This is a genomic window from Helicobacter felistomachi (assembly GCF_030296895.1).
Taxonomy (GTDB): Bacteria; Campylobacterota; Campylobacteria; order Campylobacterales; family Helicobacteraceae; genus Helicobacter; species Helicobacter felistomachi.
Genome location: NZ_AP028022.1, coordinates 465255 through 490825 on the forward strand (window position 1 = coordinate 465255; position 25571 = coordinate 490825).

At 50.2% G+C, this 25571-nt stretch carries 12 protein-coding genes and 1 pseudogene; 3 read left to right on the forward strand and 10 right to left on the reverse strand.

Annotated features, from left to right (window positions below):
• Window positions 1-31 precede the first annotated feature (31 nt).
• From thrC to flgE, 6 genes are read right to left on the reverse strand one after another with little or no spacing between them, the layout of a single operon-like run.
• On the reverse strand, window positions 32-1468 hold the full coding sequence (gene thrC, locus QUE23_RS02430; protein WP_286349077.1) for a threonine synthase: 1437 nt from the start codon (window positions 1466-1468) through the stop codon (window positions 32-34).
• A 3-nt stretch (window positions 1469-1471) separates the two neighbouring features.
• Window positions 1472-3184 carry an MBL fold metallo-hydrolase gene (locus tag QUE23_RS02435; protein WP_286349078.1) on the reverse strand — a complete coding sequence of 571 codons (1713 nt, stop codon included), beginning with the start codon at window positions 3182-3184 and terminating at the stop codon, window positions 1472-1474.
• 42 nt (window positions 3185-3226) lie between these two features.
• On the reverse strand, window positions 3227-4297 hold the full coding sequence (lpxB, locus tag QUE23_RS02440) for a lipid-A-disaccharide synthase (protein WP_286349079.1): 1071 nt from the start codon (window positions 4295-4297) through the stop codon (window positions 3227-3229).
• On the reverse strand, window positions 4294-4884 hold the full coding sequence (gene mua, locus QUE23_RS02445; RefSeq protein ID WP_286349080.1) for a nickel-binding protein Mua: 591 nt from the start codon (window positions 4882-4884) through the stop codon (window positions 4294-4296). Before mua ends, lpxB begins: the two co-directional genes overlap by 4 nt.
• Entirely contained in the window at window positions 4881-5228 is a 348-nt protein-coding gene (gene hypA, locus QUE23_RS02450; protein ID WP_286349081.1) for a hydrogenase/urease nickel incorporation protein HypA, read from the reverse strand. The genes mua and hypA overlap by 4 nt, the downstream gene beginning before the upstream one ends.
• A 7-nt stretch (window positions 5229-5235) precedes the next feature.
• Window positions 5236-7392, reverse strand: coding sequence for a flagellar hook protein FlgE (gene flgE, locus QUE23_RS02455; RefSeq protein WP_286349082.1), 2157 nt, complete (start codon window positions 7390-7392; stop codon window positions 5236-5238).
• Window positions 7393-9155: 1763 nt separating this feature from the next.
• On the opposite strand from flgE, the pseudogene QUE23_RS02460 reads away from it, so the two are divergent.
• From QUE23_RS02460 to QUE23_RS02470, 3 genes and pseudogenes are all read left to right on the forward strand, one after another.
• Window positions 9156-9257: pseudogene (locus QUE23_RS02460) on the forward strand (hypothetical protein); the annotation flags it as partial.
• A gap of 2828 nt (window positions 9258-12085) precedes the next feature.
• Complete coding sequence (locus QUE23_RS02465; RefSeq protein WP_286349083.1) at window positions 12086-22111, forward strand: vacuolating cytotoxin domain-containing protein; 10026 nt, start codon at window positions 12086-12088, stop codon at window positions 22109-22111.
• 212 nt (window positions 22112-22323) lie between these two features.
• Window positions 22324-23124: an NAD(+)/NADH kinase gene (locus QUE23_RS02470; protein ID WP_286349084.1), complete on the forward strand. Its 801-nt coding sequence runs from the start codon at window positions 22324-22326 to the stop codon at window positions 23122-23124.
• Window positions 23125-23704: 580 nt separating this feature from the next.
• On the opposite strand, the gene acpS is transcribed toward QUE23_RS02470, so the two are convergent.
• Genes acpS through QUE23_RS02490 form a run of 4 tightly spaced genes read right to left on the reverse strand, consistent with a single transcriptional unit; the run spans window position 23705 to window position 25516 of the window.
• Window positions 23705-24058 carry a holo-ACP synthase gene (acpS, locus tag QUE23_RS02475; protein WP_286349085.1) on the reverse strand — a complete coding sequence of 118 codons (354 nt, stop codon included), beginning with the start codon at window positions 24056-24058 and terminating at the stop codon, window positions 23705-23707.
• Window positions 24055-24603 carry a flagellar basal body-associated protein FliL gene (gene fliL, locus QUE23_RS02480; protein ID WP_286349086.1) on the reverse strand — a complete coding sequence of 183 codons (549 nt, stop codon included), beginning with the start codon at window positions 24601-24603 and terminating at the stop codon, window positions 24055-24057. Before fliL ends, acpS begins: the two co-directional genes overlap by 4 nt.
• A gap of 2 nt (window positions 24604-24605) precedes the next feature.
• Window positions 24606-25193, reverse strand: coding sequence for a 16S rRNA (guanine(966)-N(2))-methyltransferase RsmD (rsmD, locus tag QUE23_RS02485; RefSeq protein WP_286349087.1), 588 nt, complete (start codon window positions 25191-25193; stop codon window positions 24606-24608).
• On the reverse strand, window positions 25193-25516 hold the full coding sequence (locus QUE23_RS02490) for a hypothetical protein (RefSeq protein WP_199766257.1): 324 nt from the start codon (window positions 25514-25516) through the stop codon (window positions 25193-25195). The genes rsmD and QUE23_RS02490 overlap by 1 nt, the downstream gene beginning before the upstream one ends.
• Window positions 25517-25571 lie beyond the last annotated feature (55 nt).

Below are 25571 nucleotides of genomic sequence, written 5' to 3' on the forward strand. Positions count from 1 at the left end.
CTCCCCTAGCATAACGGCCTTACCTTCTCTCTTAAAGCCACGCTTGAATGTGGCGCGCAATCTCAGGAACTTTTAACACTTCTATATGGATGGGGGGTTTTTGTAGTAGGCTTGTAACACAGCTGGGAGGGGTTATCCCTTTTTGAGCCAACACTTCCAGCGCTTCTTGATCATCTGCGGTGGACTTGTTTTCTAAAGCCAAACAAGTGGTTTGAGCGAATTTGCCCCACGAAGCGGTGGAAACAACCACGCTAGGCAGGGGGCTTTTTAGCGAATCTAGGGCTTTAAAGGCGGTGGCTGTGTGCGGGTCAATGAGATAATCAAACTCTGCGTAAACTTGTTTGATATAGCTAAGGCACTCGTGATCCATACAGCTTATCGCTTGAAAATGTTCTTGCAATGTCTCTAGCTCGCTTGCGCTGAGTGTATAGCGTTTGTGGATGTCTAAATTTTGCATACACTCTTTGGTGCGCTCAGAGCCAAAAAGCGCAAAGAGCAAACGCTCCACATTAGAGCTTTTTAAAATGTCCATCGCGGGAGCATAAGTCTTTTGTAAAGACCTATGGCTAATGTCATAAACCCCCGTGTTAAAAAACTCTTCTAAGACATCGTTCGCATTAGACACAATGGCAATTTTTGCGATCGGTAGCCCCATTTCTTTAGCATAAAACGCCCCTAAAGCGTTGCCAAAATTGCCGCTGGGCACAACAATCCTAATCAAATCTCCGTACTTAATGTTTTGGGAGCGCACCCACTCCAAGTAACCCCAAACATGGTAGACGATCTGAAACAACACCCGCCCAAAGTTCACAGAATTAGCCACGCCCACAGAAAAGCCCTTTTCTTTGAGTTGGACGTTAAACTTGGCATCGCCCAGTAAATTTTTAAGCGCGCTTTGGGCATCGTCAAAGTTGCCCTCAATGCCATAGACTTTTAAATTGGGCGCGTCCATGGTTTGCATTTGCAAAGCCTGAACTAGGCTTGTCCCTTTGGCGGGGTATAGGCATACAACTTTAATATTTTCAAGCCCAGCTAGACTGGCTAAAGTTGCCGGCCCTGTATCCCCACTGGTCGCCACTAAAACTAAAAACTTCTCTTGGCTGTCTTTCGCTAAAGAACCAAGCAGAGCCCCCAAAGGTTGCAGTGCCATATCTTTAAACGCAAGCGTGGGGCCGTGGTAAAGCTCTTGCACCGCTAGGTGGGGTGTTAAAAGCCTTAAGGGGGCAATCGCATGGGTTTGGCTAAAACTATTGTAGCGCTCTAGGGCGTGTTGCAGCATGTCCCCGCTTAAGCCCAAAGCAGCGCAAATGTAAGCGGCGAGCTCTTGGTAGCTATGATTCAGACATGCGGCAAAATCAAGTTTGGGGATTGTTTTTAGGGTGTAAAGCCCCCTGGTGGGGCTAGCGGGGTGGGCTAGGGCTTTAAGTAGGGGCAGTTCACGCCCGCCCCTTGTGTCGGCTAAAAACATGCATTATCCTTTGGCAAGTTCAATGGTGTAGGGTTTGGGGGCGATGTATTTATGGCTGAAGTGGTGCCAAAAATGGGCTTCGTAGGCGTTGGGGCTACGCTCCATGCGGCAATGAAAGCCCCTAACCATTTCAGCGAAGGGGAGTCCATTAGCCACCACACAGGCTAAAATCTCAGGCCGTACCCTTAACACCAAGGTGCGGTAGCCTTCTTGTTCTTTAACGATGGCTCTAACAGGCACAATGCGGAAGTTTTGCGTGGAAAAGTTGGCCTGCACAATGGGGGCAACCACCCGCTCAAAGGTTTCATTCATCGGCACAAAAGTTACAATTTGCTTAGCCTTGTAGCCCGCCGCTTTTAAATACTCCATCAGCTCTGTGGGGTTATAGGTGAATTTTTTTATGTAAAAGTTGACATAGGCCTGTGGAGTTTCTTTCTTAAGGGGATGGATATCTTCCCTCCACTGCACCAAGTCGCTTTCTTTAAACTCTAAAGTTAGGCTGTCTTCGGGGGGCAACCATTTAACAGGCTGCTCTCTGTGGCTGCGGCTGTGGGTTTCGCAGATTTGTTGCCCCTCTTTAAAGGGGTTTTTGAGATTCAGGGTTTTAATGGCGCTGTCTCTCGTGGCGTCCTGGTTGTAGGGGGTGGCAATGGGCATGACATAGGCAGGTTTAGTGTTCTCAATCAAAAGCCCTAGCTGGTTTTTAAACCCCTCTAAATGGCTGGCGTGTAGGCTCTTTTGCGTGGTTTCGCTGTAGTTGTTGATGCAAAAGGGAAAGCCGGAAGTCCCCCCACTAAAAGCAGTGCAAAGCAAAGTGAGATCGCTAGGCAAATTAAAGGAATTGAGATACCCCCCATAGGCGTTGACAATAACGTCATGCCCGGACAAGCACAGATACAGCCCGCTCTCTTCCGTGCCATCGGGGGGAGTAAACACGCTAAACTGGAAGAACGAGCCAAACTCGTAAATCTCGGCAAATTCTAGCGGGTGGATGTTGTTAAAGCCCAGGCCCTTTAAGCTCTTTTCCACACTCTTAGACGCAAAATTAGGCACAATGAAGGGTTTTGTTTTTGACACAAAGGCCAAAGTTTGGGGGTGTAAGCAACTGGAGCGGTTAGACGAAATAAAAATAAAATCTGCCTTCACAAGCAAGTGCACGGCTTCTTTGCAGCTGGCCTTTTCTAAATACCCGCTTCCTAAAAAGCTAGGGCCTAAAAGCCACGGGTCGGTGATCAAGCTCACCCCCCCTGCCTCAATGTATAAGCAGGCGTGGTTTAGGTAGCGGATTTTAAAATCTCCCTTAAAGCTAGATTGGTAGGGGTTGTTTAGGTCTATGGAAGTGTCGACCACCAAAGAGCGCCCCTCCACACGACACTTTAAGGGCTTTTTGGGCGTGCCATTTCGGTAAGTCAGGCTCTCAATGTGCAGCGACCAATGGCAATAAGGGCAAGTGGCTAGGTCTTTGTTGTGCTGGAGTTTGCCCCCGCAGTGGTCGCAAATTTGGTCAATGATCCACTCCACTTCGGGCTTTTCGCCCATTTTGACATGCTTTTTCATTTTAACAATGAATTGCCCAATGTCATTGATCCCTTGCAACAATCCCCGCGCCGGCACAATCTGCGTGTTTTGGGCGGTTTCAAACAGCCCCACGCGGCGCAACTTCTTGGGGGCATCTTGGGGGGCTGCTTTGACGGGTTTTTTGGGGGCGATGGCCATACGGACTCCTAACGATTGCTGAAGAAGAGATTATACAAAAATTTAATCCTTAAGACCATGCCTAATCCACGCGGCCACAACCTGCGCGCTCCCGTGTTGCAAATATGTCCGGACCTTTTGCGACTCTTGTAAGAATCTCTCCCGATCTAATGTGTTGTAAAGCTCTAAGAGCTTGGGGGCGTTGAGGTCGTCTTGGATGATCTCAGGGTGCAACATGGTTTGTCCCCGCCCCGGGTTCTCATTGTGTAGGGCATTATAAAAAATGTTGGCAAGCCCAATGCAGGTTAAATGCACTAAGTTTTTAGCGATGAAAAAATCTAAGGGGCGGGCTTTGTAAGCCAACACAAAGGGCACGCCAATGAGCGCGGCCTCTAGGGTGGCTGTCCCGCTGCAAATGAAAGCAAATGAGGCTTCATACAAGCTTTTATGTGCATCAAAGGACACTTCAAACAGCTTTAAATCTGTGCCATACAAGGCGTTTAAATCCTGCCCTTGAAAGCTCGCGGGCACAACCAAGACCTTTTTGCCCCCGATTTTTTGCGCCACTTGCACGAAAATAGGCAAAATGCGCTCGATCTCTTGTTTACGGCTACCGGGCATGAACACCACACTCTCACCCCCCACCTCAGTTTTTCGGCACTTGATCTCATCTAAGAGTGGATGTCCCACAAAGCGCGCCTTGTTTTTGTAATAGCTGGTTTCAAAGGGCAAAATAGCGGCGAGTTTGTCGCAATGTTTTTCAATGATCGGGGCTCTATACGCCTTCCATGCCCACACTTGGGGCAAGATGTAGTATAAAATGGGCTTAGTTGGATGGGCTTTTTTAATGCGTTTGGCTAGGGGGATGTTAAAAGAGGACGAGTCCATGAGCAGCACGAGGTCGGCTTGTCCGGCCAAGTGTGCCATATTTTTAAGGGCTTTATAGAAAAAAAAGAGCCGGCCAAAGACTTCTTTAAAACCCATCACAGAAAAATTTTGGGGCGATAAAATGGGCTTGTCCTTTGCATTTAGGGGTTCATAAACACCTAGCCACTCCACCTCGGGCAAATGGGGACGCAGGGCTTTTAAGTGGATGTTGGAGCTCACTTCTAGCGCGCTGACTAAGATTTTCATTCGGCTTTATCGGGCTTTTCGGGTTTGTCTTGGGCCCGCAATTTGTCTTGGGTTTGGCGGTCTCTCAATTCGATTTTAAGCGTGCTGTTTTCTAAATCTAGCCCAAACACGCGATCTTTAAGGACATGGTTTTCTCTTAAAAGGACTCTGTATTGCCGGTAGAGTTGGTCGCTAAAGTAGCGTTTAGCTGGGCGCGCCCTTGCGATGGAGTGGTCTTTTAAATAAATCTCCACGACCTCCACTGCCTGGGGCAGGGGCTCATCGGTGTCTTGCAGCTCGGGCTTGTCTTTTTCTAGCTGCCATAAATCCCGCTTGATTTTATGCGAGAGCAACTCTTGGCGGATCTCTTGGATTTCCTCTTCCTTGCTCTTTTGGAGGGTCTGCAACTCTTTGACCCGTTCTTTGGTCTGCACCATCTGGGCCCGCAAGTCCCTCAGCACCGCCCGCGCGTTCTCGATCTCCTCCTCATAGGCTTGCAACTCCTCTTGAAATTTCTGCCGCTCCTCCTCAAAAAGTTGCACCACCTCCCAACTCTCTTTCATGTCCGGGGCTTTTTTGATGAATTCCTGAAAGATCGCATCAATCACACCATCTCCAAAGACAGCAGTTGCATTTGTGTGCCCTTGATTAGACGCACACTTTGCGAACCGCAATGCGTACACACCCCATACTCTAAATTGGGTGGCGTGCAGGTTTTCTTGCAGTCTAAACACTCCAACTCGACTTTTTCATCGACAATGTCTAAAACAGCTTCCTTGCAAATGTCTAGCTCTTCTTTAAAGGTTTCAAACGCGCTCATGAAGAGTTGTTTATCCATGCCACAGCGTTCGCCAATACTCACCACGACTTTTTCAATCTTAGTGGCGTTGTGCTTTTTAGCATGCGTTTCGCACAAATCCATTAAAGAAGAAACGACGGAATACTCGTGCATGCCCTAACTACTGCTTGAGATTTAACAAGGTGTTTAGGATCTGATCTGAGGTTGTAACGGCCTTAGAGTTGGCTTGAAAGCCCCGTTGCACCACGATTAAATTTGTCAAACTGCGGCTCAAATCCACATTGCTCGACTCCAGCTTAGAGCCAGACACCCCGCCCCTGCGCCCCGTGTTGGCCGCTCCGATCAAGGCCTTACCTGAGTTGCTGGTTTCTGAGAACACGCTGCCCCCATCGGCTTGCAAGCCCGCATCGTTGGCAAAGTTTGCCAACGCCACTTGCGCTAGGGCTAAACTCTTGCCATTGCTAAAGGCCCCAAGCAAGGTCCCATTGTTGTCAAAGCGCACATCCATTAAATCCCCCGCCACATAACCATTTTGCTCAATGGCATAGGTCTCGGAGATTTTATCCACACTGGTGATTCCATCAAAGGCCCCAGTTGAGCCGAAGTTGAGCGTGATTCGTTGGGGCGAATCCGAGCCATTGTGGGGGTTGAATTGCAACAAGGGGGGGTTCATGCCCGCTAGAGAGCCGTCTTTATTGAAGTGCAAGACTCCATTTTCAAACACATTGGGGCGCTCGGGCGAGCTGCCGACAATCTCCCCGGGTTCAGGCACAACCACTCTAAATCTCCACTCCGCCCCACCTGTTTTATAAAATTCTAAGCGCATGGTGTGCTTGGTGCCTAGACTATCCACGACATCCACACTACTGGCGTGCGTGGCGTGGGTGAGTTTGGAAGTGGAGGTAGACACCCCGCCTTCAATGAGTGAAGCGGTGTTGAGCGCCCCCATAGTCTTGCCAAAGAGGACATTTTTCGTAACTTTGGCGGAGGTGTAGTTCGTGACAAAAATGCTTAAATTGTCTTTTTGGGGTTTGCCATCGTCCTTATTGGTGATCTCAAACATGCCGTTTTTGTTGATTTTCACAGACACAGACGCAGTAGAGTCTTTGTAGTTGGCTTTGAGGCTGGGGTCTTTAACGATGTTGGCATCGTGTTGCATCAACGCCCGCAGATCTTCTGTGGTTTTAAACTGCCCGGTGGCCGAATCGGCATCGATGCCCTTGGTGTAGCGGTATCTAAAGGCAGTGATGTCTTGATCGCCCTTGACGAATTTCGCAAACGCGCCCGTGCCCGCTCCCGTGATGACGATGTTTTTTACATGTTTGTCGCCTTCTAGATTGTTTTTATTCTCTAGGCGTAATTGTCCGTTGTCAATATAAGCTTCCACGCCGGTTTTATTTTTTACAGCGTTGATCGCGTTTTGGGCGGCGGAGAGGGTGCTGATTTTAGACACAGCCGAGTCGTTGGTGAAAGAGATTTTGGTCCCATTGAGCTCGATCGTGCTGTTTTGGTTGGTGGCTAGAATGTCTCTTTTCATCGTGGCGTTTTTATAACTCACCCAAATGCCTTGATCTTCATTGAGCAAGAAGGCATCCCCATCTTCGTTAAACAAAGAGCCCATGTCTTCGGCGACTTGGGTTAAATTCGTGGAAGAGTCGTACTGGGGTTTCACACCATCAGAGGGGGTGCGGCTAGAAGAGTCGAGCATGAAAATGTTGCCCATCTGATCGGCGTGGCGGCCGGCGTTTAAATTCGCCCGCATAGAAATTTTGGTGCTGGAGCGTGCGGGCATCACCATCCCTGGGTCGATGCGGATATTTTGTAAAGGTTTGGTGTTGTCGATTTTCAAAAGGTCGGTTTCGCTCCCCTTAGAGCCCATGTCTTTAGGATCGCGCACCCAACCCTGCACCACATACCCCCCGGTGGTGACTAGGCTGCCCTGTGCGTCAAAAAGAAACTCCCCGCTGCGGGTGAAGTTACGAGTCACCCCCCGATCGGGGCTGATGACAAAGAATCCATCGCCCTCAATGGCTAGGTCGGTTTTCACATCGGTGTTTTGTAAATTGCCCTGTGAGAAGATTTTAGTGGTCGCGTCCACGCCCACGCCCAAGCCTACAGAAAAGTCATTTTGCCCCGCTAGGCCGTTTTTGTAAGGGGCGGTGGCGATGAGCTTAACCTGAGAGAGCATGTCTACAAAGGATGCACGGGAGTATTTAAAGCCGGTGGTGTTGACATTGGCGATGTTGTTGCTTTCAATATCTAGGGCGATTTGGTGTGCTTGCATCCCGTTAACGCCAGACCATAAAGAGCGGAGCATGGTGATCCTTTAGATGAATTGCCTAGTCCAAAGCAAAGTTTATTCCAAATTTTGGGTTTTTATGGGGGTTTGGCGGTAAAATTTGTAAAACATTTGGGACATGGCGCAAGCTTAGGGTTTAGAGGAGGTGGTGGGTGCCCTTCTTGTCAGGAAGAAGCCCATACAAAGACACCCACAGCCCTTGTGGTAGTCGTGGCAGTGCACCCACTCAAGCTAAAAAGGGGGTATCTCTTGAGGGGACTAAACCCGTTTTGGCTAAACCCCGCGCCAAACCTTGCAAATCCGTCCAAATTCTGTTAATTCTTGCCAAGCCAATTTTAGATAGAATGGTGCGCATGAAAAAACCTAGCAAACTTTCTCTCAAAATTAGCCATGCCATCGCTAGGCGCATTAAGGCCAATCAAGCTGAGCGCGCCGGCGTTTTTGCGTTTAAAGAAGCCCCTAAAATTGTGCCCCGCCCTAGCTCGCCCATGTCTAAAGCTCTCTCTAAAGGGGCGTTTGTAGTGGGGGCGATAACTTCTTACAACGCTCTAGCAGCCTATGATTTAGGCAACCAAACACACATCGTGGGTTATATGTGGAATCACCACAACGGCGAGTTTTACTATGGCAGTGGCGGCTATTATTGCGGCAGCTATTGGTGTAATGATGGTGCAAGCCTCACAAGCAACAATAGCGGAACTTATCTGCTCTCACAACTCACATGGAAAGGGGGTAGTTTAAACATTGGGCTTAACAACGCCACTTTAAATGTAGGGACTCAAGGGAGCAACACCTTTACAAATTATTACGACACGGCGACCTTTAACGACACCATCAACGCCCGCAACATCAATTTAGCCCAAACTCTAAACCTTGAAAGGGATACAAATTTAAGCATCAGTGCCAGCCAAAGCATCGGTGCCAACAACGCCACGCTTAATTCAAATGGTTACACTCTAGCACTCAAGGGGCAAAATGGCAACTTTAGCAACACTTCCTTAAATGGGGGCAGTGCGATCAACATTAATGTTGGCAATCTCACCCTCAATAACGTGTCTTTCAACGATGCCAACACCAGCGTTACCAACACCGGCACCCTCAACATCCAAAACACCATCACTTTGACCCATAATTCGCCTCTAACCAAGCTCGCCAGCACCATCACTCTAAGCCCTAACGCGATTTTTAACATCACACAGAATTTAAGTAATATCAGCCAAACCGGGGGGTCTTCTTATAGTATCCTCAACACCACAGGAAATATCAACACCTCAAGCTATGGCAAAGCTCTGTGGAATCTCATCCGCTATAACAATCAAAGTGCCTCTCTTTATAGTGGCGATGGGGCCAGTGAAATCCAAAGCAATGGGGAAACGATTTACCATGTCGCTTTCAATGAGGGGGGCAAACAATACATCTTTGGCGAAGCCTTTGGCCCTAAGTCCATCTCGATTTTTTCGCTCCAACCCACCAATGTTTGGGGCACGGGGGTTTTGCCCCTCAATGGCTCCCATGATTTTTCTGTAGGCCCGGGTGGTGTCGCCTACATCAACCCCAATGCGGCCAACCCCACCAATGGCTACAAAATCCTAGACACAACACCCAATGGGTTGCCCGCGTCTTTTGGGGTCAATATTAAAGGCAATGACAACACCTTAGTTTTAGGCAATGACACCGCAAACCCCATAAATTGGCAGACCAGCAAAGCGGCGATTTCTATCGGCGGGAATACACACACGGTGGGCACGATCACGGGAGCGTTTAACGCCTACAATATTTATATGACCAACACCTTCCAAACGGGCAACAATCTTGCCGCAAATGCCCATAATATTTTCACCGCTCAATACGGCGGGCATGGGACGACCATCACTTTTAGTGCCTCTAACAACCTCACTATGGACGACTTGCGCTATTGGGAGCGCATCGCTGGCGATGAGCAATCCTCTGCCACCTTTAATGCCACAAATAACATCAATGTCAGCAACTCCACTTTTATAGACAACACAAGAAGCATTAGCGCCATCATCGGTGGAAACATGAAGTTTAACGCCCAAAACACCACCTTTAACAACAGTCAATTTAGCGGGGATCAAAGCCAAATCAGTTTAACCGGCACACAAACCCTCACCCTCACAGACACCCAAATCAACAATGGGATGTCTACCATTAGCCTCAATGCCGGCACGCTCAACATGGATTGCGATGGCAAACATGGCAGCTGTGCCCCAGATTTTAACAATAACCCCCCCTTTGGGGCCAGTGGCTTTAGCGGCATCAACGCCGAACACCTCTTGGTAAACGCCCAAACCGCCACTTTCACCAACACCACGCTAAACATAGACCCCGTGAGTGGGGCAAATGCCGCCTTTTCAACCAACAATTTGACCTTCAACAACACCACCTTTAGCGGGGACAACACTTTTAGTTTTCAGGCTGACAACAAGGGGGGGCAAGTAACCACTTTTGAAGGCACCACGACCCTAGACACCGCACAGGGCAACCAAGCCCTAAGCCCCTTTGCCACCGCTTTAAGCGGGCAGGTCATTTTAGGCTCTAATGCGGTGTTTAACATCCAAAACACGCTCAACAACCCCGCCAAAGCGTACACGATCTTAGACACACAAAACGCCATCCAAGCTAGCAATCAAGACTATTTAAACACCTACGCCGGGCGTTTGTGGCAACTCATCCACTACCAAGGGCAGAGTGCGAGCAGTGCACAGCAAGTGACAGGTGCGTTCATCTTCAACAACCAAACCTACAATATCCCCGCAGCCGACAAGGCCTACATGGTGAGCTTTGGCACAGCGCGCTTTTTAGAAACCTTTGGCAACAACAGCATGGCCTTGCAATATGTGTCGCAAGCCGCCGATGTGTGGAAGTCGGTTTACCCCATGCAAAACGAACCTAATGTTCCCCAAAGTTACAATGTGGGGATCAATGGTGTGGCCTTCATTGACCCCGCCCACAACCACAACGACCCGGGCTATAACCCAGGCGACAATTCTTTAAGTGCCAATTCTCAAGTGAGCGGCGGGGCGACTGACACCACCATCATTGGCAACAACGCGACCTTAGTCATCGGCAACGACCAACTGCAGGCCATCGGCTTAAACGCTAAGCAGCGCGCCAGTGTCAATTTAGACCCCAGCGAAAAGACCGGCAACAGCTCCAGCACCACCCTAAGTGCCCCCAATGTCCTACTCACCAATGATTTAAACATCGGCTCTAGCAAAGGCGGTTCGGGCGATTTAAACATCAGTGCCCAAAACACGATGACCATGGATGGCCTAGATTTTAACGCCACAGGTTCGCAGCAAACCAACCAAAACACCTTCACAGGGACGCAAAGCCTAAACATCCAAAACTCCAACTTAAACGCCAATGGCGGGGCTCTCTCTTTAAACTCTCAAAACATCCAGCTCAACCACGCCAACCTCACGGGCCAAAGCGATGCCACAATCACGCTCAATGCCTCCAGCCAAAGCTCCAACACCCCTACACAAATCAATGCCGCGAACACGGACTTTAAGGACAGCGGGGGCTCTGTTAAGTTAAACGCCCAAAACATCACCCTAGGCACGAGCACACAGGGCACGCTTTATGATAAAAGCGTGAGCGGTGCGGTGAGTGGGGCAGTCAGCTTCACCACCAACAACACCGCCCTCTCCATCGCCGCCACAGGGGCCCTCAATGCCGCCAACACCACTTTTAGCGCCCAAAATGGGGGGTCTATCAGCTTAAGCAGCGGGCAAAATCTCAGCCTCGATCAAACCACCACCTTTGAGGGCAGTGGTACCGCCATATCCTTAAACGCCGCTAAAGCCCTAAATATCACAGGCCAGGCGGGGCAAGCGGGCTTTAACGACACAAACGGGACGATCCAACTACAGGGCCAAAGTGTCGTTTTAAACACCGCCACTTTTGCCGGCAATGGCAACTCTGTGAAAATCCTAGGGGCGGGGGGCAGTGGAGCCGCTGACAGCTTAAACGCCACCGACACGGATTTTAACAACAGCCAAGATGTCAATATCAGTGCCAACAGCGCCACTTTCACCAATGGCAATTTTAGCCAAGACCAAAATGTCAACATTGCCTCTAGTGGCGATGGCAATTTCAACAGCACCAACTTTAACACCGCAGGCAACATCAACATCAACGCCGGCGACACTGACACCTTCAACGGCACAAATTTTAACACCACTGCCGATGTCAACATCACCGCCCACAACAAAGCCACTTTTGAAAACAACAGCCATTTCACAAAAGCCCAAAACATCAACATCACCGCCAACACGGCCAATTTTGAGGACACGGCTTTTAACACCACAGGCAGCACGGACAATGTGTTTAAAATCGCCAACGCCACTTTTGACGGGGCGACCTTTAACACCCATTCTGCCTATAATTTCAGCGGCAACACCCAGACAACCTTTAGCGGCATAACCAGTATTGGAATCAGTGGCGACACCACCTTTGCCAAGAATTTAGGAGATGTGGATTTTAGCAAAGGGTCGCTTTTAAGCCTCAATGAGAACGAGATTTTAAACGCTTTAAAAGGGGGCAAAACCTACACCCTTTTAAGCGGTAGCAAGATCGATTACGATGCCCAATACGCCCATAGTTTGTACCAAATGGTGCAATTTGGCAACACCGCCACCACTTTAGCTAAAAACCTTAAGGGAGGTGCCACTCAAGGCGGCGACACTTGGTATGTTTCATTAGGCGGCGAAACGATCAAGGAAAGTTTTGGCGCAAATGCGCTCACCTTTTCGCTATATGTCCCCCCCCTCCCCCCAAACCCAAACCCCAAGATAAGCCCCAAACCCCCAGCGCAAACACGCCTAGCTCGGGACAAAGTGGCCCCAACATCGCCGGCACGGGCGGGGGCAATCCACAAGGCAACACCACCCACACAGCAGGCACAGGGGACACAGACCACAAAGCAGACAGCGGCACGCCGGGCACACATACGGCAGACAGCGGCGAAGGGCAAGCAGGGGGCACGCAAGGTGCACACACCGCAAGCTCTGGCACAGGTTCTAGCTCAGGCACGGACAATTCCGGGGACAACACCCACGCAGACAGCGGCACGTCAGGGCAAGACCAGCACAACACGGCGGGCAATCAAGGCACAGGCACGACCACTTCGGGGCAACCAGCTAACCCCACAGCCAGCAGTGGCACAGGGCAAGCTACCGGCAATACAGGCAGCACGACACAGGGCAGCCACACCGCAAGTTCGGGCACTTCTAGCGCGGGTTCTGGCAATTCGGGTGGCAACACCCACACCACGCAAAGCAGCGGCGATTCAGGCAATAAGACCCACACAGACAGCGGCGCACCAGGGGGCTCAGCAGGCGGCGCGCCAGGGCAAGACCAGCACAACATGGCGGGCAACTCAGGGCAGGGGAGCAATTCAGGCGGGCAAGGCTCAGGGACACAAGGACAGGGCGGCACGCACACTGCGCAAAGTTCACCCGGCACTACGCCGCCCCAGCCTCCCGCACAAAATGCACCCAGTTACGACATTTGGCAAGATGTTTATGGCATGTGGCCTGGGGGCGTGCAAGTGCCGACCGCTGTGCAACCAAATGGCATTGCCTACATTGACCCCTCTCACAACCATGGCGATAAGGGCTATAACTTCCCCGGTCTGCCCCTAAACTCCCTAACCGCTAACGCCACAGGGGCAAATACAGGCTCTAGTACAGATGTGCAGGCAGCCAATGCGACTTTAGTCATTGGCAATGACCAAATTAAGGCTGTGGGGCTAAACGACCCCCGCTCTATTGTTTGGCTCGATCAAAATGAAGGCAGCACTGAGCACTCCAGCACCAGCCTCACCGCCGACAATGTTTTCATGACCAACAATTTCACCATTGGACCTCAAAGTGTAGGGGCATTCAACCTACATGGCACGGGCGACATTGGGATTATGGCGAACAAAACCTTCACGATGGATGGCTTACAATTCACCACCTATAGAGGGGAAGTTTCGGCGGGAATCTATAAATACTCGTGGGATAAATTTAAAACCCTAGGCAGCCTAAATATCCAAAACTCCAAGTTTAGCGCAGATGGCGGGTCGCTCTACTTCAGCACCCCCACGGTCAGCGTTAACAACGCCCAATTTAACGGCAATGGCACGACCATCGGTTTTAATGCGTTCCATGAGACAAACCCTAGTGTTGTCAGCACAGATTCAGAAACGGGTAACCCCAACACCAACAACATCACCCCCGGGCAAATGAGTTTTGCCAACACCACCTTTAGCGAACAAGCGGCGGGGCATATCCTCATCAATGGCAGCAGCATCAACTTAGGCAGCAGCACTCAAGGCACAAAATACACCGGCGTTTCCTCCGTCAGCGGGGCGGTGAGCTTTAGCGGCAACAACACAGACATTTCCATCGCCTCCACGACTGGCAACATCAGTGCCAACAACACCAGCTTTAAAGAACAGGCGGGGGGCAACATCAGTTTAAAAAGCGGGCAAAACCTCACCATCGGTGCCAACAGCGCAAACCCCACCAGCGACAGCTCTTACACAAGCCAATTTGTCGGCAACAACACCAACATCAGCCTAAGCGCCACGCAGGCTTTAAGCGTCTCTAACACGCTCTTTAACGATCCGCTCAACAACGCCAACAGCCCGCAAAGCATGAGTTTAAGCGGGCAAAGCATCACCCTAAACAACGATAAATTTGAAGGCTATTCGCAATACCACTTCAACGCACAGGGCTTGACCCTTAGCGGCACGACCACCATTGCTACGAATAATTACCTCAATGGGGGCAATGTCGCCACTTCGCCCTTTAGCACCTATGCGGGCAATGTCAGCTTTGGCTCTAAAGCCCTGTTAGATTTAAGCAACACTCAAGAGATCATAAGCGCCCTGCAGGGGGGCACTTACACCCTCTTAAGCGGCCAAGACATCAACTATCAAAGCGATGCCACTTATGCCAAAAATCTATGGCAAATGGTGCAATTTGGCGGACAGAGCGCAACCCTAGCGACACAAGGCCTGCCCCAAGGCGTTACACAAGGGCAAAATGGCATTTATTATGTGTCCTTAGACGGGCAGACCATTGAGGAAACTTTCGGAGCGAAGTCTTTAACCTTATCGCTGCTTAACCAAGAAAAAGATGTTTGGTGGGATGTCTACACCATGACCCCCGGGTGTTCTCCAGCAGCTGGGGGGGGGTGTGTCGGTTGGCCTCATTGGGATGACATCGTCCATGGGGGTTATAAAACTTATAGTACAAATGTAGGGACTAATGGAATCGCCTACATTGACCCGACACAGAAAGAGGCAGAGGGCTGGAGCAATGGCAACACTTTAAGCACCTACACAGGCGCAGGCAATGGCATGCACTTGCAGGTGCAAGGCAGCGACAACACTTTAGTGATTGGCAACGACACCAAGCAAGCGGCCACAGGGGGCATTGTGCGTTTGGGGGGGATTAGCGGGATTTATAAAATCGATGTGGGCTACATCACAGACACCTTGAACGCCGCTAATATTTTTATGACAAACACCTTCCAAACGGGCAATGCGGCGAAAACGGGGGGTGGGGCGAATGTGAGCTTCACCGCTACAAATAACATCACCTTAGACGGACTCAATTACCAAAACCTCAAGGCCGGGACCCAACACTCCAATGCCAACTTTCAAGCAAGCGCGGACATCACCGCTACTAATAGCAATTTTGTAGATAATTCGGGGGGGGTCTTTAACTTCCACGGCCAAAACGACACCTTCACCAACTCCACCTTTTCGGGGGATAGCAGCCAAATCAACATCAATGCCAGCAATTCTTTAAGCCTCGCCAACACGAACTTAAACAATGGCATGAGCACCATTAATATGCAGGCTAGCACCCTCACAATGGGGACAAGTGCAAACGGCGCACCTAGCACGGCTGGGACTCCTGCCAGCGCGATCAACGCTCAATCTCTCAATGTAACCGCCAACACCGCGACTTTCAACGACACCAGCTTTACTCTAGACCCCACAAGCGACACCACTTCGCATTTTAAGGTCTCTCACCTCACTTTTAACAACGACACCTTTGAGGGGATCGGCAGCACTTATAGCTTCACGGGCACACAAAACACGACCTTTTTAGGCACAAACACGATTGCCACCACGGATTTAAGCAACAACCCCAACAGCCCGTTTCAGTCGTTGGGCGGCAATGTTACTTTGGGTTCTAATGCGCGTTTTGATATTGGCAGCCCTCTGACCTATAACAAAGCCTATACCCTGCTTCAGGGCAGCCACATCAACTGGAACGATGACAGCTACGCCAAGGAGCTGTGGGGCTTGGTACAATACCAGGGGATGAATGCGATCAGCGCGCAGAGCGATGGCAATAACTCGTGGACGGTGGAGTTTGGCAGCCTTGCTACGCCCATTAAGGTTAAAGAAACCTTTAACAATAATGAAATCCAACTCACCTTGTTAAGCCAAATCCAAGATATTTGGCCAGATGTCTACACTATGACCCCGGGTTGTGCCTATAACGCCATCCCTATAAAGGGACCACCCTATTGCACATACTGGGACGATGGCATCAAAACAGGCTTTAAGACCTACAACTACAACACGAACAACGCCCAGAACTATGTCGCCTACATTGACCCAAATTTAAAAATCGGGGCTTCCCCCTATAACAACCCCAATGGCGACCAACTAAGCACTTACACGTCTTTTGGCAATGGGGGACATTACAATGTTGAAGGCGAGGGGACTTTAATCATTGGCAACAACACCAACGCAGCGGCCACGGGGGGCACGATTTGGTTTGGAATCGCCGATGTGGGCTACATCACCGACACGTTTGACGCCTACAATGTTTACCTCACCAACACCATTAAAGTGGGGCATTTTGCTCTAGGCGGGGGGGCGAGCATGACCTACACCGCCCGCAACAACCTCACCGCCGATGGGCTCAACTACGACCAAATCGCCACAGCCTTCCCGGGCATACAAACAAATAGTAGCCAGCACTCCAGTGCCTACTTCATTGCCGACAAAAACATGTCCATCCTCAACTCCAACTTCAGCGATGCGAGCTGGGGACTTTTTAGCTTCAGTGCCCAACATGGCAATTTGAGCTTCACGGGCAGTGAAGTGCAGGGCAGTGCAACGGCGGTAACGCTAGACTCGCCCAATGTGGCCCTCACCAACACCAATTTTTATTTGGGGCGGGGTAGCAATTTAAACATTGAAAACAGCAATCAAGGGGGCGGGGGGACTCTCAGTGCCACAGGCAGCACCTTTAGCCTCAATGAACAAAGCCATGCCAAATTTGGCACAAATGCCAATTTCAACAACAGTACGGTGTTGCTCAACAATGGGGCGACTGCCAGCTTTAGCAATGGGGGCACTTTTGCCGGCAATAGTGCCCTAGATGCCGACAACAGCACCCTAAGCGTCAGTGGCAATGCCAGCTTTAGCAATGGAGCGGTGCTAAGCCTCATCAACCACGGGATAGCAAATTTACAAACCGCCACTTTCGCTGACAATGCGAATGTCAATGTCGATCAAGGCTCTCAGGCTAATTTCAGCGGCGCGGTTACCTTTAACGACACTTCCAGCTTAAATGTCAACGGGGCAGGGGCAAGTGCCACTTTGGGTGCGGCCACTTTCAATGCGGGCACACACATGATCTTAAATGGCGGGGCGAGCACGAGCATAACAGGCGATGCGACCTTCAATGGGGGCAATGTCAACCTCAACAACAGCGCTTTAAAGGTGGGGGGCAGTGCCACCTTGAACAGCGCCAATTTCGCCCTGCAAGGCACATCTAGCTTTGACATCAGCGGGGGGGCTAGCAGCAGCGGGACGACCAATTTAAGCCTGTATGGGACAGACCCGCTCAGTGTGGGCCAAAACTTTGGCGTGAGCGGGGTTTTAAACTTCAAGGGGGTGAGCAGCCCCTCTAGCGTTCCACTGGTCAAAGTGGGGGGCACGTTTGATTTAAGTAAAACAGGCTTATTAGACCTCTCTAATGTGGACTTGTCTACGGCTCTGGGGGCTGCGCCCAAAGTCTACAACATCGTGGACGCTAAGAGCATTCAAGGCATCAGCGGGGCGGATGGTTACCAAAAAATTGACTTTTATGGCATGCAAATCCAAAACGCCACCTACAACGCCGCAAACAACAGCTGGAGCTTTGCCAACCCCTTAAATGGAGCCGAACTCATCACAGAGCGCATTGAAAACGGGGATTTGAGTGTGACGATCTCAAGCAACCCCAACCCTGTCGCCACCAACCTTTTCAACATCGCGCCCGAGTTGTTCTACTACAAACAATCCAAGCAGAATATCGTGGGTACCGATTACGATTACAGCGATGATCGCGTGGGGACTTTCTTTTTAGACAGCAATTTTAAAGGGGTGTTTATCCCCCCCGCCACCTCCAAAATCAACCCAATCCAGCCAGAGATCCCGGGCACTTTCAATGGCTACAACCAACCCCTAGACCCGCTCAACATCTACAACGCGGGGATCAGCCAAGCGGATTTTGGGCCTCTGCTTAACATCGCCTCCACCCTATGGCCCACCTTAGAAAAACTCTTGGCCTCTGGGGTGCTCAACGACTTGAGCGATCCGGCCAAGGTGATGCAGGCCTTAGGCAGCGTGCAAGTCAATTTAACCCCCGCGCAAAAGCAAGAGTTGCTTAGTGTGATTGCCGGCTTTGACAGCAAGATCAACCAAACTTTTCAAAACGGCAATTTGGTCGTGGGGGGCACAGAGTTAGGGCAGGTCAACAGCACCAGCAAGGTGTGGTTTGGGGGCAATGGGTATGCTGGCACTTGCACGAGCGGGCCTAGCTGTCAAGAGCTTAGAAACACCTATTTAGGGCAGTTATTTGGCTCAACGGCGGTGGATTTGGGCTACATTGAGGCGCAATTTAATGCCAAAAACATTTACATCACAGGGACTGTGGGCAGTGGCAATGCGTGGCAGATTGGGGGCTCTGCTGAGGTGAGCTTTAACAGCGCCACGAACCTAGTGCTTAACCAAGCCAACATTGAAGCGCAGGGCACGGATCAAATCTTCCCCCTGCTTGGCGTGCAGGGCTTGGATAAAATCCTAGGCCAGCCCGGACTTGGCGAAGTTTTAGGCAATTTGATTTACCAAAAAAGCCTAGGCGCAGATGGTCTTGTGCCTAAAGGGCTGTCCTTGCCCGGCTCGATTGCTAACGAAACTTTGGGGCAAATCTTTAGTGCTCAAGATTTGGGAGCGGTCTTTACGATCCCTGGCATGGCAAACATCTTAAAAGACATTTTGAGCTCCAAAACCGTGGGCTCGCTGCTTGGCAGCGGGGGGCTCATCAGCAGTTTGAGTCAGAGCGAGCAGGATAAGATCTATGGCATGCTCTCTAACGAAATCGACAAGGGGCTAGACACCCTATCACCCGCAGCCAAAGCCGCAGCCAAAGCCGGGCTTGGCGTTGCTGGGGGCGTGCAGGGGGCGCAACATCTCATCAACACCTTCTACTCCAAAGACACGCTTTTAACTTTAATCGATCAAATCGCACCCATGACGGGCATGACCTTGAATCAGGCCCTAGCTCAGGCCAACTCCCCGCAAGCCACCACGGCCATGCAAAAATTCCTAAACGACACAACCTTCGGGCAAATCTTTAGCCAAATTGTGCAAAACAGCGGGCTCATCAACAAAACCGTGTCATGGCTAGGCCCACAAATCCTAACCGACATCATGAACATGGCGATCGCGGACGCGCTCAACCCCCCCAAAGCCCTGCAAAACATGGCTGAAGATGTGGGGATCAAGGTCTTGGATCAAGTCCTAGGCGCGAACACGATGGACACCCTTAAAAACCTAGCCAACCAAAAAGCCGTCAGCAATATCTTAGACAGCATCATTGACAACAAGGGCCTTAGCGCGCTGTGGGCCAATGGGCTAGGCAGTGTGCTGCCTTCTAATATCCAAAAAGCCCTGCAAAAAGCGGGTGTGGGGGCTCTCTTAGCACCCAAGGGGCTTAGCGCGCTGTGGGAGAAGGGGTATTTCAACTTCGCCGCCCACGAAAATGTGCTGAGCAACAACAGCAATTACAGCAACGAAACGGGCGGGACTTTAAGCTTCATTGCGGGCAACCAAATCATCTTCAGTGGCAAAAACAACATCAACTTTAGCAATTATCAGGGCACACTCAATTTCTTCTCCAACCACCAATCCAACATCGATCTTACCAGCCTCAACGCCACAAACGGGCTGAACTTAAATGCCCAATTTGAAAATCTTAGCATCGCCGGGGGCACGATCGCGCTCAACCAATACGAGTCGCTGGCCGTGAGCGCGCAAAACTTCAACTTCTTAGGCACGATCAACGACACAGGCGGGCTCATCGACCTTACGGGAATCACGGGGGCTAATGTCATCGGCACCATGAACTTGCAAGGGGCAAGCACCTTAAAAACGAATAACTTAAGCATCGTTAAAGCCCTTGATAACCAAAGCACCAACGCGATCAATGTCGGGGGTGATTTGACCCTTTATTCGGGCGCGACCTTAACCACCCAAGCCCAGGGCATCAACATCGGCGGGGTGTTAAACAGCCAGGGTGACTATGTCTTTAATCTTAACCCCAATAGCAATAGCAGTGGCACTAACAGCACCAGTGGCCAAAGCACCGACACCAGCAGCGGGGAGGCTAACGGCACACAAAGCGCAGACAATGGCACCAACAGCGGCACCAGTGGCAGCACCAATAGCCAAAATCAAGTCCAAAATCAAAGCGCAAATAACAGCAGTGCCAACAGCCAAAGCACCGACACCGGCACACAAAGCACGGATAACGCCAATAGCCAAAGCGCACAAAACACCAACAGCAGCATAAATAGCCAAAGCCCAGGCAGTGCCAGCGGCACACCAAGCGCAAGCACCAACGCAGCCATCCAAGACGCGGGCTTTAGTGCCATCGCCAACACCAGCAACACGCAAAACCAAAGCGCAGATAGCGGCACGCAAAGCGCAGATAATGGCATAAGTGGCAGCAGTGCCAGCAATCAAAGCAACGGGACAAATGGGGCTAATGGCGCCAATAGTGCCAACGCAAACCCCAACACGCCCTTAGTGCAAGTGCAGGGTGTCGCCACACTAGATGCCAGCAGCAACACGATGATCACCTTCCAAGGCGATGCGGCCAACACCTACACCCTGCTAGACAGCCAAAAATGGATGCGCTATGGCTTATACCAACAAGACTTTAACCCCAACAGCTGGAAGGATTATCTCACCCTTTACACTTATCTAAACATCAATGGCAAGAGCATGCAGCTTAACAAACAGGGCGATGGGTTGGTTTACGATGGGCAGGCGGTGAAGATCGCCGATCGGGGCTTGTTGGTGAGCTATCAAAACGCCCAGGGCCAAACCATCCAAGCCTCCATCGCCTTTGACAACATCAAACTAGGGGTTAATAAAAATTTAAATGTCGGCATGCCCAACATTGAAAAATACATTGCCCACATCCAGGGTGAGGGCAGTGTGCGTGCCGTTTACGATGCTGGAGGTCCTGGGGTGATGGGTTGGCTGAACCAACTGCTCATCGATACCAAGAACACGCCCCTATTTGCCGCCTACTACTTAGAGGACAACTCCCAAGCACAATTGGTCAAAATCGCTAAGGACATCGCCAACAGCATAGACTTAGTGGCAAGCCCCACGCTCAAAGCCACCACCTCTAGGCTCTTGCAAATCAACACCTTCACCCAGCAAATGAGTCGCTTAGCCAAGCTCTCCAGCTTTGCAAGCAACGACACACTCCCCGACTTCCACGACTTTTTAGTGAGCCTGAAGGGCAAAAAGTTTGCCAGTGCCGTGCCTAATGACATGGACATCATCACGGCCTACTCGCAGCGCAATAAGCTTAAAAATAACCTATGGATCACCGGCGTGGGGGGGGCGAGCTTTGTGGCTGGAGGCACGGGCACGCTCTATGGGGTGAACATGGGTTACGATCGCTTCATCAAGGGCGTGATTGTGGGCGGGTATGCGGCCTATGGTTACAGCGGCTTTTACGGCAACATCACCAACTCTGTGTCCAACAATGTCAATGTGGGGGTTTACAGCCGGGCGTTCTTAAAAGGGCGGCACGAGATCACGGGCAGTGCGAACGAAACTTGGGGCTACAACAACGCCTACATCAACGCCACAGACCCCATTCTCTCCATTGTCAACCAACGCTACGGCTACAGCACATGGACGACCAACCTACGCGCCAACTACGGCTACGACTTTTTCTTTAGAAACAAAAGGGTGATTTTAAAACCCCAAATCGGCTTGGCCTACTACTACATTGGCCTATCTGGCTTGCAGGGCACGATGAACAACCCCTTTTACAACCAATTTAGAGCCAACGCCGATCCAGCCAATAAATCCGTGCTGACTTTGAATTTAGCCCTAGAGAGCCGCCATTACTTCAACAAAAATTCTTACTACTTTGTCTTGGCGAGCATCGGGCGGGATTTGTTCGTGCACTCCATGGGCGATAAGGTTGTGCGCTTCATCGGGGACGACATGCTGAGTTACCGCAATGGGGGGATGTATAACACCTTTGCGGGGCTCACCACCGGGGGCGAGATTCGCTTATTTAGATCCTTTTACATCAATGCCAGCATCGGGGCACGCTTTGGGCTGGATTATCAAGACATCAACATCACGGGCAATGTGGGGATGCGCTATGCCTTCTAAGTTAATTTTAAGCGTTCGTGGGTTAATATCGAAGTCCCCCTCCTTTTTGGTCCCAAGAGGCTTAGGCTTCTTGGGGCTTTCTCGTTTTTGCAGAGCACCTTTTTTAACCGCTTTTTAGGTTCTTTCGTGTTAGGACACAAGACCTCCTCCTTTTTAGCCCCTAGGGTTTCCTTGGGGATCTTCTTCATTTTTAAGGTTTCGGTGGTTATCCAATGCACCCTACACCCATAAACCATGTTTATGTTTTGCTAAAACCTGCTCTAGAGCCCAAACTCTTAAATCTTTTAGAACACTGCCTTAACGAAGCGAAGATGCCCTACAGCCTTGAGCCGCCCACCGCCTACAACCCTAGCGAGGCTCTGCTGTGCCTAGGCGGAGATGGCACGCTTTTAGCCGCCCTGCGCCACCCCTTGAACTTGCCCTGCTTTGGCGTGCATGTGGGGCATTTAGGCTTTTTGACCGCCACGAACTTAGAGGGTGCGCTGGAGTTTTTAAAAGCCTTAAAAAGGGGGGATTACAAAGCCCAAAGGCATTTGATGTTGGAGGGTAAGATGGGTAGAGAGCGCATTTTGGCCGCCAATGACTTGGTGGTGAGTAAGAAAGATTACTATGGCATGTTGGAATTGCAACTCTTCATTGACGGGGTGTTGGCCAATACCTACAAGGTAGACGGGCTCATCTTTGCCACACCTTTGGGCTCCACGGCTTATAACATCAGTGTGGGCGGGAGCGTGCTCGATCCCTTGTGCCAAAACATCCTCATCACCCCCATCGCCCCACACTCTTTAAGCGAAAGACCCTTGATTTTAGGGGCTGGGGCGCGTTTAAGGGTGCTGTCTACCCAGGCTTGCATTGTGGTGGCAGACGGGCAGGTGCGCCACACCCTAAAGCCCAAACAGGCCTTAAACATCTACGCCGCCAAACGCCACGCCACCTTACTCCAGCCGCTAGATCGCAATTACTTTAAAATCCTCAAAGAAAAATTTGCGTGGGGTTCTACCATCACGCCCTGAGATTTTTCAGGGTTAAGGGGGGTAAAAAGCTGCATTCCTTGAAAGCCCTCAGAGAAATTTTAGTCCCTCAAATCCTCAATTTTTGCCCCCAAAAGGCGTTTAAGGCCTCTTGTTTTCAAGTTTAAATTGAGTGGGTAACCCCAAGCACCAACGCAAGCCTCCATGTGCTTAATCCCCCTTTTGTGCACTTTTAATGCACATGTCCGTCACCATTTAGGCACATGTTAGGCACATGTTAGGCACATGTGCAAACGCCCTTGTGTGCGGGATTTGTGGGGGTTTTTAAAAGCTTTAGGCACATGCATGTGATGAAATTAAGCACATGTCTTGTGCACATGTGCTTAAAGCGGTGTGTCCATGTGCCTAAATGGTGTGAAAAAGGGGGGTTTTAGGGGTGTTTTAGCCCTTTAAATTTATTTTTTTGTGCCGCCATGTGCATGAAAGTGATTTTTTTCCCGAGCCAGCAAGCCCGCTCACAGCGGGGTTAGAAAGGCTTTTGGCACAAATTCACATGCCCTACTACTACGACTAAAATATATTTAGATCGTGGGCTTTTGGCACATGGGGGAAAAGAAGGGGGTTAAGCGTGAAACTCTACAAACACCACTGCGGCGGCAAACCCGCCATCGTGGGCGATGCTTGCATGCAAACTTTTCACGTGAAAGGCGGCGAGTTTTGAGGGGACTAGAGTGATTAAAGGCGCGCCCAAAGGGCTTTTAGAAAGCTTAATGTCTAAAAAACTAAGCCTAGAGCCTATACCCACCCCCAACGCCTTAGAGCAAGCCTCTTTAGCCGCCCACGCCCCAGCAATGCTGGCGGGTTTAAGAAAAAGTTCTTGCTCTTGCGGGGATAAAAAGCGGTTTAAAAAGCGGTCTTGATAGCGGCGGACACTGCACGCTACGCGTTCAATAGCGACAATGTCAAGCCCAATCATTGAATCACAAAGCCGGTGAAAAAGATATTTTTCACAACGCCATCGATCAAAAAGCTGTTGATGTTGTTGCGGATCTCCTCTTTGAGCTTATTTTTACCCTTTAGGGTGCTGATTTCTTCAATGGATTTAGAAGACAAGATTTCGATGATGGTGTCTTTAATCGCCGTTTCTTTGACTTTAACTTCTTGGAGTAATTTAGGATCGCTAAGTTCCAAAGTGATGCTTGTTTTTAAATAACGCCGTCCGTTTTGTGTGATTAAATTCACGATAAAGGGGGATTCTATGGAGAAAAGTGGACCCAAAGTCAGGTAGTCCGAAGAGCGCACCATGATATCCGACTGCCCCCCACTTTCGTTTAATCTAGAGTTTTCTCTCATTTGGCGTATTTTGCCGTTCACAACGCCCCTTGCCCCGCCTTTTTCGTTGTTCTTATTCAATAACAAAATGGCGATCACCCCGATTAAAACGATCATCACCACAATCGTACCCACGATCACAAACAAAAGAGCTTTATTTTTCTTAGGCTCTTTGACCTCATCTGCCATGTTTATTCCTTTGTGTAAAGATAGTAGCTTAAAGTCGTCCTGCCAAACGTCCTCGCTTTGATTATACTAAAGCTTGCCACATTTGGCATACACGCCCCGCTCAAGTGCTCGAACACCAACAAAAAGCCATGTTGCAAAAACCGCTCCAAATCCTTTAAACTTCCCACCAACGCCCAACATCTTTCATAAATGCCCTGTATGAAAGGCGGATCCAAATACAACACCACTAGACCCTTTGGCTCTAGGCTCTTTAAATGCCCCGCTAGAGTACTAAACACATCTGCGTGGATGGCACTTAGGCAGGCGGTTGGCAAGCGCTCTTGCAATGCCTTAGCGTTTGCTTGCAACACCAAAAAGGCTTCTTGATCTTTTTCAAAAATTAGAGCTTCGTGCGCCCCATGGCTTAAGGCTTCTAAGCCCATCGATCCACTGCCCCCAAAGGCTTCGATAAAAGTGCTTTGCAAAACAGAGTTTTGCAAGACATTAAAAAAGGACTCTTTGATGATCGTCTTAGTGGGACGGGTGGTGGCTTTGCTTGGCATTTGTAAGGATAGCCCCCTGCACGCTCCGCCCAAGATTTTTAAGCGCATCAGCGTTTGTAATCCTGCAACAAGTCCAGCAGTTTATAGGTGTATTCTTGCAACAAAGATTGCACCTTGTGCTCCAAACTCTCGCTTTGGGCTTTGTTGGCGTAAAACTCTTGCAACTTTTCAAGCAACTCGGCTTTGGTAAAGGGGGTTAAAATGTGTGCGCTCGAGTCTGAACCGATGAGGCAGGTTGCCTTGTAGGGGTTTTTAACGGGGTGGTCGCTTAGGATAAAGTCGCAATTTTCTTCAGTGGCTAAGAACTCTTGCAGGTAGCTTTCTAAGACTTGCCCGAGCAATAAAGAGCGGCAACTGATAAAAATCTTCACTTTGAGAACTCCGTTTTCGGCACAATAGGGTATTATTGCATATCCTAAGTTTAAA